Origin of the sequence: Chitinophaga sp. (assembly GCF_036569125.1) — a bacterium.
Taxonomy (GTDB): Bacteria; Bacteroidota; Bacteroidia; order Chitinophagales; family Chitinophagaceae; genus Chitinophaga.
The window spans coordinates 1-10168 of record NZ_DATCRF010000372.1 but is presented as its reverse complement, the minus strand read 5'-3'; the positions used below and the strand labels follow the sequence as shown (position 1 = coordinate 10168).

Sequence of the window (10168 nt, the reverse complement as noted above, 5' to 3'; positions counted from 1 at the left end):
CCCGTTTTGGAGCAAACCCTTTAGGCCAGGCGCTTTGGGCGCTTCCAGCTGCCCCAGTTTCTTTAATGGATCCTTAGGTTTGAATGCAGAAAGGCCTCCCTTAAGCTGCTGCTTACCTCTTTTTGCAGCGCCGGAGACATCGGGTGCAGGAAAAGCACTACTATCCAGCAGATTACTGATCACTTCCTGCTTTTGCTGCAATATATGATCCGGTGAATCCGGCATACCGGGAATAGTGTCACATATTATACTGACACGATTAACAGGGAAAGTATTTGCTACTGCCAAACTGTTTATAGAAAGGCTACAAACAAGAAAAAACAGCGTCTTTAATACGGTTACATAAGGTATAGGTTGACAAACCGACATAGGGACTTACTTCATTTATGGGCACAGGATAAAAGTATAACCGGAAAAAGAATTATTTTATTTTTTAGTTCGGAAATTTATGACTACTATATATTTATATGGTAAGGAGTCCCCGTTCCTTTTCAGACCGGGGACTCCTCCTTCTCCTACAAATTCAACTCCAGCCTCGTAAACAAAAACCTTCCGTTATACCCAAACTGCGTAGCACGGCGGCTATACAGGAACTGTCCGTTGGTAGTATTGGCGGGGTTCTCTACTTTCTCAGGGTAAATATCAAACACATTATTAGAACCGATGCTGAGCTTTACAGCCGGTGTGAATTTATACCCTACGGCTACATCTGTTACCACACGCGGATCAAATGTCTGGAAAAAAGCAGGGTCATTGGTGGCTTCTTCTACGCTGCCAAAGTATACATTCCGCACAAAAACATTAAAACGTTTAATGTTGTACGTTAGGGTGAGGTTAATCTTTTCACGCGGCACACTTCTTTCCAGGTAAATGCGGCTGGCCCGGCTGAAGTAAATGTTTTCCTTGCCGGCCAGCTTTGCGGATGCTTTGATATCGCCCACCTGCTGGGTGTAAGAATAAGTACCGGCTAAATCTGCACGGAAGCTGCCGGCGCCTAAGCGGGTACCGTAGGTTAGCACCAGGTCCACTCCTCTTGTTTCAGAATTGATAGCGTTGGCAAAAAATGCCGCACGGTTGGCATTCGCAAGTGAAAGCAGCTGGTAGATCTCTTTATCAACCGGCGAAGCGCCGGGTGCATTGCTTCCGGAGAACTGGTCGGTATATACAATGCGGTCGTTGATGCGGGTGTAATAACCATCTACCGTTAGGTTAAACTTCCCAAAAGCGCCGGTAAAACCAGCGCTCAGGCTTTTGGATTTCTCCGGTTTCAGCTGCGGGATGCCCAGCAGCTGTGCGGGACGGCTATCATTGGTAAAGGTACCCACTTCATATGGCAGCCCATCTACGAAAAGTGTAGAGGTGCTGGAATAAAAACGCTGGTGCAAAGATGGTGCGCGGAAACCGGTGCTGCCCGATGCGCGCAATGCCGTTTTCTCACTCAGCTTGTAACGGGCTGTTAGCTTGCCGTTGAGCGTAGAGCCGAAATCGTTATAGTTCTCAAAACGTAAGGCGCCGCCTACCAGGAATGCGCTGCTGAAATTGGCTTCTACATCCGCATAACCTGCAATGGAGCTGCGGGAAGTATTCACGGCATTCTCCGGCCGGAAGCCGGGAAATACCTGCGCGCCGCCGGCACGGGCAGTACCATCGGGACCAAACTTAGTATTTATTGCGCCCTTCGGATCAGGCACCAGGATATCCTTACCATCTGCACCCACGCCTATTTTAGTAGCACGGCCATAATCGGTGTAGGAGTTTTCTGCGCCGGCTTCCAGCTTGTAATTTTCAAAACGGTATTCTCCGCCAAACGCTACATCCAGGCCTGCCAGCACATCAAAACGCTGGGAGAAATCCAGGTTAGTGGTATTCTGCGTGAATACAGGTCCGCCGGCGCTAAAGCGCGTAGGTGATGCTTTTTCCAGTGAGGCGTTCAATGAATTCTCTACGCTGAAAATAAACTGGTTCTGGCCAAAGGTATTACTTACATCCACCTTCCACTTACCCAGGTTACCGCGGATGCCAAAGGCCAGCGACTTATCGTAAATATCAGAATGGATCTCCGGTAAAAATCCCAGCGGGTAAATGTCCAGCACATTACGGCTATCACTGGGCAGGCGGTACACACCGGCTGCCTGGCCATTGCGGTATCCCAGGCCGCCGAACAAATAGAACTCCGCCTCATTTTCCATAGGCACGCTGGCATTTACAAACAATTGCCCGCTGCGCAATTTGGACTGGCCTACCCGCATGCGGATATCATCGCGGGTAATGTTATTGGCTACCAGGAAGGAATCTGTTTTATCTACTGCGCCGGGATAGGTGCGGTAAATAGCGCCCTGCCAGGGACCGGAGCGGTTGGTGTAGTTGCGGAAATCATAAGAGCCGCCAAAGTTAATGAAGCCGCCACGCTCCCCTACCGGTATACCATAGTTTACAGCAGTTTGCACCGTTTGCCCGTCAATGTTATCTACCGACTTATCCGTTACATTGGCGCCGGTGGTAACGCTTACGTTTAAACGATTTACGCTGTTCTTAAGAATGATGTTGATAACACCTGCGATAGCATCAGAGCCATATTGCGCAGCAGCGCCATCGCGCAGAATTTCAATACGGTCAATGGCGGCAGTTGGAATGGCGTTCATATCCGTACCTACAGCGCCGCGGCCGAATGTACCGTTTACATTCACCAGCGCGGTATTGTAGCGGCGTTTGCCATTTACCAGCACCAGCACCTGGTCGGGCCCAAGGCCGCGCAGGGATGCGGGATCAATATGATCCGTACCATCTGCCACTGTTTGTGTGCCGGAGCTAAATGAAGGCGCCACATAGTTCAGGATCTGGTTAATGGATACCTGCGGCGCATCGGCAGCTACCCGTTTGATGTCTATTACATCTACCGGTACCGGGGTTTCCGTTTGTGTTCGCGGCAAAGTGCGGTTGCCCAGCACTACCAGCTCATTCATGGTTGTGCTGGCCGGCAGCTTAAAATCCAGCTGCGTGGTTTGTCCTGCAGTTACCGTAACAGGCTGCCGTTGTGTAGCATAACCTACATAACTAACAATAACGGTGTAACTGCCGGGAGCGATGCTAAGCGTATAAGCACCGGATGCATTCGTATAGCCGCCTTTGTTAGTACGTTCTACCTGAACGGTGGCACCGGCTAATGCTGCGCGGCCATCGGTGACAGTACCCTGGATAGTGCCGGTTTGTGCCTTTACGACAATAATATGAGTGAGCAGGCAGGTTAACAGCAATAAAGCGGGTTTCAACCTGAGGTTGGTCAGGGGATTTTTCATATGCTACAGATTTTGGTTACTTTAAAATACGAATAAAAACGTTTAATGGTTGCTATGTAAGACAGCGCATCATGATAAGATACTTTCATTATTGGCCAGGCGCCGCTACTTGCTACTAACTGCTGTAAGTAGTACCTTAGTTCTATAAAATCAAAGCTTTGCCATGCGTTTATTGTTATCGCTCCTGTTACTATCCATTACAGCATGCACCTTTGCACAGCCATCTGCCAGGATTGATCCGTATCATTACAACATACAAAAACAGGTAGTGGCAGCGCATGGCGCTGTGGTATCTGCACATCCGCTGGCCAGCCAGGCCGGTGCGCTGATATTGCAGCAGGGCGGTAATGCGGTAGATGCAGCTATTGCTACCCAGCTGGCGCTGGCCGTGGTGTACCCCGCTGCAGGCAACCTGGGCGGCGGAGGTTTCCTGGTGGCACATTTAAGCAATGGAAAGAATGTTACTATTGACTACCGTGAAAAAGCGCCTGCCAAAGCGCAACGCGATATGTATATAGATTCCAGCGGGGCAGCCAACACACAGCTTAGCCAGGATGGTCATCTGGCCGCTGGTGTACCCGGCTCAGTGGCAGGCTTTTTTGCATCCCTGCGTTATGCCAAACTGCCCATGTCCAAACTGATAGCGCCTGCTATTATGCTGGCGGAAAAAGGATTTGTGATCACCGCAGCAGAAGCCCGCGGCCTTAATCGTAATGCGGCTACTTTCCGTAAGCTGAACACCCGGCCCAATGCTTTTGAAAAGGAAACACCCTGGCAGGCCGGTGATACGCTGGTGCAGCCCGACCTGGCCCAAACACTGAAAAGGATCCGCGATAAAGGGCAGGCCGGTTTTTATGAAGGGCCCACCGCTAAATTGATCACCGATGAAATGAAGCGCGGTAATGGCCTGATAACCCTTGCCGACCTGAAAGCCTATAAAGCCAAAGAAAGAACGCCCATTGTTTTTAACTATAAAGGATACACGATCTTAACCATGCCCCTGCCATCCAGCGGTGGTGTGGGGTTACAGCAGATGATGGGAATGGTGGAAAATTACCCGCTGGCTACCTGGGGCTTTCATTCGCCACAGGCCATTCAGCTGATGATAGAAGTAGAGCGCCGCGCTTATGCCGACCGTGCGCAGTTCCTGGGCGATCCTGATTTTGTAAAAGTACCGGTACAACAGCTTACATCTAAAAAGTACCTGCAGGAACGTATGAAAGATTATGATCCGCATAAAGCCGGCAGCAGCGAAATTGTAAAAGCCGGTAACGTAGCGGCGGAGAGTATGGAAACCACCCATCTTTCCGTAATGGACGACCAGGGTAATGCAGTAGCGGTGACCACCACCTTAAATGGCGGTTATGGCAGTAAGGTAGTACCGGGCGGCGCCGGCTTTTTCCTGAATAATGAAATGGATGACTTCAGCGTAAAACCGGGCGTACCTAATATGTACGGGCTGGTAGGCGCGGAAGCCAATGCCATTGCGCCGGGTAAACGCATGCTGAGCTCCATGACGCCGACCATTGTATTAAAGAACAACAAACCTTATGTGGTAACGGGCACGCCGGGGGGATCCACCATTATTACCTCTGTGTTTCAAACGTTGATGAATATACTGGAATTTAACCTGCCTGCTGACCGGGCTGTATTTGAAAGCAAGTTCCATCATCAGTGGCTGCCGGACCAGGTGGATGTGGAAGCGGATTTCCCTGCGGATGTGATGAGCTCCCTGGAGCAAATGGGTTATAAAGTGGTGCGCGGCAGCACTATTGGCCGTACAGAGGTGATAAAGGTAAATGAGAAGGGCCTGCTGGAAGCAGTGGGTGATAAGCGGGGGGATGATAGTGCGGAAGGGTATTAGATGTGCGGATGTGCAGATATGCAGATGTGCAGATGGGGGTAAAGTGTTAATGTGCTGATATGCTAATGTGCTGGTGAGTTTGATGATGTGATGATGATGTGATGATGATGTGGTGGGTTTGATGATGTGATGGTGGGTTTGATGATGTGATGGTGATGTGGTGGTTGGATTGATGATGTGATTTGTTTGATGAAATAACTTATTCTTAATTAAATAATTCATAATTATATGTCATTCGCTGATATTTATCTGGATAGCGTAAAAAAGCGCTTCCTTACACACCGCCTGCTGGGCGAGAAAACGCTGGAACGGCTAAACGAAGCCCAGCTGAACTGGCAGCCGGATGATGGCTCCAACAGCATTTACCTGATCATTAAACACATAAGCGGTAACATGCTTTCCCGCTGGACCGATTTCCTGACCAGCGACGGTGAAAAGCCCTGGCGCAACCGGGATACAGAATTTGAGAACAGCCAGGCATCCAAAGAAACCATATTGGAGCTATGGAACAAAGGCTGGGATCGTATGATGCAAACCCTGGACAGCCTGCAGGAGGCCGACCTGGAAAAAACGGTGCACATCCGCACGGAGCCGCTTGTGGTGGTAGATGCCATTAACCGGCAGCTGGCACATATTCCGTATCATGTGGGGCAGATCGTGTATATTGGCAAAATGTTGCTGAAGGAGCAATGGGAAAGCTTATCTATTGCTAAGGGAAAGTCGGATGATTTTAATAAACACATGTCGGGCCGTAAATAAAATATTATGATAAAAAGAAGCTGTTACCTGCTATTATTCATGTTCCTTACCGCGCTGGCCTGCAACAGCAATAAGGCCAACCGCCTGCTGCTGCATAAAAAATGGCGGGTATATGATGTGCAGGTACCTGCCGGCGATCCGTATGACAACACACAGATCACACAGGCTGCTGATCTTAAAAGAGGCTACTACAGCAACGTATATTACCAGTTCCTGGATAATAATGTATTTATTGCCACTATTGATAATAAGCCGGATTCAGGTAAATATTCGCTGCTCAGCAACGGCAGCATTATCAGTGTAACTGCCAGCAATGGCCTGCGCAGTGCAGAAAACCTGGTTACCATTGTACACCTGGACGATCACCTTTTTGATATGAAGGTAAAATCCGGGGAGTATTATTTTGTGCTGAAGACAAAAGCAGAGTAGGATTCAATTACGAATTATTTAATTACGACCCCGCCAAAGCGGTGCACGAATGCTATTGAAAGTAATTATGATATGAATAATTACGAATTGAGTACTCCATGAGGATATAGGCCCATTAGAAATTATTAATAAATTAATTCTCAATGATAAATTGCTGAATTGCGAATTAGATCAATACGAAGAACTAAATTCGTAATTCGTAATTAAATAATTCGCAATTAACTCATGCTTCCCCTTCACTCCGATACCACACCTGGCAGAACCGCGGTCATTGATGGCAAAAGTCATCTTTTCTTTTCCGGCTTTTCTTACCTGGGCGCGCATGCAAAAACGGCTTTCCGGGAAGCATTTGAAGCGGGGTTGGATCTGTTTGGCCCGGTATTTATTTCCTCGCGGGTGGCCAATATACGCTTAAGTATATACGAAGAGCTGGAGCATGCTTTGGCGGTATTGTTCCGGCAGCAGGCAGCTGCTGCTTTCTCATCCGGTTACCTGGCTGCGCAGGCAGCCATCCATTATGCACAAACCAAAGGCGAAGTATTATATGCGCCCGGCACACATCCGGCGATGCGCCTGTATAATGCGGTACTGCCGGCAATGGATCACGAACAATGGGCCCTGCAAACTATTGCCCTCATCAACAGTAAACCGGACCATACCTTTGTGATTGCCGCAGATGCGGTAAATCCCCTAACCAGCACTATTCATAACTTCAGCTGGCTATCGGCCATTGAGCGTAAAGTGATGGTGGTAATTGATGATTCGCATGGCGCCGGTATCCTGGGGCCGGAAGGCGAAGGCATTGTGCATACGTTACCCCTTCATCCGCCGGTACGGTACCTGATCACAGCTTCCCTTGCAAAAGCTTACAGTGTAGAAGGCGGGCTGGTGGCAGGGCATGCGGCCGATATTTCCGCCATGAAAAAACTACCCTTTTTTACCGGCAGCACACCCATTATGCCAGCCAACGCATACGCCTTTTTGCAAAGTAAACCCCTGTACGCTGCAGGACGTAATAAACTGCAGCTTAACATCCACTATCTGCAAAAACAGGTTGCCAAAAGCACGTTTGTACACAACCCTTTCCATTTGCCTGTTTTCCTGTTACAGCCGGCTCCTCATCACCCCTATATTGATCAATACCTGCTGGAACACGATATCATTATTTCCTCTTTTGCGTATCCTGATCCTGACAGCCCTGCTATTCACCGGGTGGTGGTTTCTGCGTTGCATGAACCATATGATCTGGAAAAGATCGGAACTTTAATTACGAATTATTCAATTACCACACCGCAAAACGGTGCATAAGGACCATTGAAAATTATTATGAACCGAATAATTACGAATTATAATGCAGCGAAATCTTTAAATTACATCCGTTGATCTTCTGCTGATCCTTTAAGCCATTCTATAAAAGGAACCATTGCTATACGGAACCTGTTATTCCAAACTCTTTTTTGCTTGCCATCTTTTGTAATGCTATATCTTCAAAATCTTTGCTACTGCACCTACACGCATTACCACCCTGTTGCACTACCCAATTCGTAATTATTCATAACCATAATTATTCTCAATGGCATTCATGCACCGTTTTGCGGTGTCGTAATTGAATAATTCGAAATTCTCTTCTACTCCTTCTCTTTCGCTATTGCTGCTTCTTCATTATCTATGCGCTCGCCGTTACGGTTCATAAGGCGCATGTCGTTCCTTTCTACTGCCAGGTATTCACGGATATGATCTTCATTTGCTTTCAGCAGGGCCTGGTCCCAGGCTATTCGTTTGTCGAGGCGGTTGGCCTTTGCGATGTTACCCTTTGCTTCTGAGCGCTGCTGCCTTGCTTCTATCATCGCAATATCATCCTCCAAGCTGGTTTTCACCTGTACCAGGTCAAAGATCGCCTGCTGCTGGTCTGCAATATTTGACTGCAGATCATCATTCTGTTGTTTCTGCTGCTGGATCTCCATTTTATTCAACGCAATATCGTCTGTGTTACCGTTGCCTGCACTTGCAAAAGCACCGGTTGTCATCATGGCTGCTACGGCCATTAAGCTCATCCCGTTCATATAATCTTATTTTTGGGTCACTTAAAAAAGTTATCGGGTATAAGACGGCCGTTTATTTTTTGCGTTTAATACAAAAGTGCATTTTAAGCTCTTCTTAAGTTGTGTTAAAGGAATGCAAATGCCTTATCTTTCCGTAAATTTTGTACATGCGTAAATGGATCACGCTGCTGTTATGCCTGCCCTGGCTGCAGCCACAGGCACAGCCAGGCCCTGATAAGCCCAGCTCTTCCCTGCTATGGAAGATCTCCGGCAAAGGCATGATGCAGCCTTCTTTCCTGTATGGCACCATGCACCTGCTTTGTGAAAAGGATTTTAGTTTCCCGCCCAGCGTTACCACCGCATTACAGGCCAGCCAGCAGCTGTACCTGGAAATTAATATGGACGATTCCCTGATGCTGCAGCAAATGCAGCAGCTGCTGCTAATGCCGGAAGGATACTCCCTGAAAAAGCTGTTTAAACCTGCCGATTACCAGAAACTAAATGATTATTGTAAAAAGGAAGTGGGGTTGGATATGGCGATGTTTGACCGCATGAAACCTATGGCCTTAACTTCTTTGTTGACCATTAAGCTGTTCCTGTTCTGCAACGAGCCTTTTTCTGTTGAGAACGAGCTGCTGAAGATAGCCAGGGAACAGCAAAAAAGCATTGCCGGGCTGGAAACCCTGCAGGACCAGGTAGCGGTATTTGACAGCATACCTGATAAGGATGAAGCTGCCATGTTGGTGGAAATGCTGGATCATGTTGCTGAAGAACGCGCGGAGTTCAACACTATGTTAAATGCCTATAAAGAACAGGATGTGCAACAGCTGTATACCCTCACACAATCGTCTAAAGACATTGGCCCTTTCCAGGATATTTTGCTGGACCAGCGGAATGCCAGGTGGATCCCCATTATTACCCAGCAGATACAGGCCACTCCCAGCTTTTTTGCTTTTGGCGCCGGGCATTTGGGCGGGCCTAATGGGGTGATTGCATTGCTGAGGAAGGAAGGATATTTAGTTGAGGCGGTGAAATAGTTGGCAGTGGGCAGTGGGCAGTTGGCAGTCTGCTGAAGTATTACACGCAGTATTTATAGTGCGTTAGTATAGTAAGTATTATTATGGAATAGATTAATAAATAATAGGCAGTCAATAACCGGTTACTATAAAAAGCATAACGGCAAACTAAAAACTTATTTGTTTAACGAAGTACATTCCCCTGACTGCCCACTGCCCACTGCCAACTTACTTATATATAAGCACTTCGATCTTCCCATCCTCCGTTACACTGCCCCGGTACATGCCGGCTGTATTGAAGGGCATGGCAATGTTCCCGCTCTTATCAATGGCTATTAACCCGCCATCGCCGCCCAGGGCAGGCACTTTGTTCATAATAAGCTCGTTGGCGGCCTGCTGTATGGTTTCATTCCTGTACTCCATGAGGTCACTAACGGTTTTGGCTACACATAAACGGATAAAGAACTCGCCCCAGCCCGTGCAGGAAATAGCGCAGGTGGCATTATTGGCATAGGTACCGGCGCCAATGATGGGCGCATCACCCACACGGCCATACTTTTTGTTGGTCATACCGCCGGTGGAGGTAGCTGCGGCCAGGTTTCCCTGCTTATCCAGCGCTACTGCGCCTACCGTGCCAAACTTATTATCTTTATTTTCTATGCCTAAACGGGAGGTTTTGCGGGTGGTATCGGCATCATGATCCAGCTGTGTTTTATTTTCATCTGCAGCCTTTACTTTCTGCAAGGCTTTCCAGCGTTCTTC

9 protein-coding genes are annotated in these 10168 nt (G+C 48.1%); 5 read left to right on the top strand and 4 right to left on the bottom strand.

Annotated elements, in window-relative coordinates; all coding sequences use genetic code 11:
- Both VIM87_RS13905 and VIM87_RS13900 read right to left on the bottom strand, forming a co-directional pair.
- Nucleotides 1-225, bottom strand: a 225-nt coding sequence (locus VIM87_RS13905) for a hypothetical protein (RefSeq protein ID WP_331997578.1), incomplete at its 3' end; no start/stop codon positions are given.
- 290 nt (nucleotides 226-515) lie between these two features.
- On the bottom strand, nucleotides 516-3296 hold the full coding sequence (locus VIM87_RS13900) for a TonB-dependent receptor (RefSeq protein ID WP_331997577.1): 2781 nt from the start codon (nucleotides 3294-3296) through the stop codon (nucleotides 516-518).
- 163 nt (nucleotides 3297-3459) lie between these two features.
- Between VIM87_RS13900 and ggt the strand changes: the two genes are divergently transcribed.
- The 4 genes from ggt to VIM87_RS13880 all read left to right on the top strand — a co-directional run bounded on the left by ggt (nucleotide 3460) and on the right by VIM87_RS13880 (nucleotide 7656).
- Entirely contained in the window at nucleotides 3460-5160 is a 1701-nt protein-coding gene (gene ggt, locus VIM87_RS13895) for a gamma-glutamyltransferase (RefSeq protein WP_331997576.1), read from the top strand.
- A 228-nt stretch (nucleotides 5161-5388) separates the two neighbouring features.
- Nucleotides 5389-5919, top strand: coding sequence for a DUF1572 family protein (locus tag VIM87_RS13890; RefSeq protein WP_331997575.1), 531 nt, complete (start codon nucleotides 5389-5391; stop codon nucleotides 5917-5919).
- A 6-nt stretch (nucleotides 5920-5925) separates the two neighbouring features.
- Nucleotides 5926-6348 (top strand): hypothetical protein, encoded by a 423-nt coding sequence (locus VIM87_RS13885; protein ID WP_331997574.1) that lies wholly within the window; start codon nucleotides 5926-5928, stop codon nucleotides 6346-6348.
- A gap of 225 nt (nucleotides 6349-6573) precedes the next feature.
- On the top strand, nucleotides 6574-7656 hold the full coding sequence (locus VIM87_RS13880; RefSeq protein ID WP_331997573.1) for a hypothetical protein: 1083 nt from the start codon (nucleotides 6574-6576) through the stop codon (nucleotides 7654-7656).
- 320 nt (nucleotides 7657-7976) lie between these two features.
- Here VIM87_RS13880 and VIM87_RS13875 read toward each other — a convergent pair whose 3' ends face one another.
- Nucleotides 7977-8411, bottom strand: a complete 435-nt coding sequence (locus VIM87_RS13875) for a hypothetical protein (protein ID WP_331997572.1) — start codon at nucleotides 8409-8411, stop codon at nucleotides 7977-7979.
- Between the two features lie 146 nt (nucleotides 8412-8557).
- Between VIM87_RS13875 and VIM87_RS13870 the strand changes: the two genes are divergently transcribed.
- Nucleotides 8558-9427 carry a TraB/GumN family protein gene (locus VIM87_RS13870; protein ID WP_331997571.1) on the top strand — a complete coding sequence of 290 codons (870 nt, stop codon included), beginning with the start codon at nucleotides 8558-8560 and terminating at the stop codon, nucleotides 9425-9427.
- Between the two features lie 207 nt (nucleotides 9428-9634).
- Here VIM87_RS13870 and VIM87_RS13865 read toward each other — a convergent pair.
- Nucleotides 9635-10168 (bottom strand): isoaspartyl peptidase/L-asparaginase family protein (locus VIM87_RS13865; protein WP_331997570.1); only part of this gene is annotated, 534 nt, incomplete at its 5' end.

Excerpts from the sequence above, each read along its gene's own strand:
- VIM87_RS13880 (WP_331997573.1), top strand. The coding sequence starts at position 6,574 with ATGCTTCCCCTTCACTCCGATACCACACCTGGCAGAACCGCGGTCATT.
- VIM87_RS13900 (WP_331997577.1), bottom strand. The coding sequence starts at position 3,296 with ATGAAAAATCCCCTGACCAACCTCAGGTTGAAACCCGCTTTATTGCTG.
- ggt (WP_331997576.1), top strand. The coding sequence starts at position 3,460 with ATGCGTTTATTGTTATCGCTCCTGTTACTATCCATTACAGCATGCACC.
- VIM87_RS13870 (WP_331997571.1), top strand. The coding sequence starts at position 8,558 with ATGCGTAAATGGATCACGCTGCTGTTATGCCTGCCCTGGCTGCAGCCA.
- VIM87_RS13890 (WP_331997575.1), top strand. The coding sequence starts at position 5,389 with ATGTCATTCGCTGATATTTATCTGGATAGCGTAAAAAAGCGCTTCCTT.
- VIM87_RS13875 (WP_331997572.1), bottom strand. The coding sequence starts at position 8,411 with ATGAACGGGATGAGCTTAATGGCCGTAGCAGCCATGATGACAACCGGT.
- VIM87_RS13885 (WP_331997574.1), top strand. The coding sequence starts at position 5,926 with ATGATAAAAAGAAGCTGTTACCTGCTATTATTCATGTTCCTTACCGCG.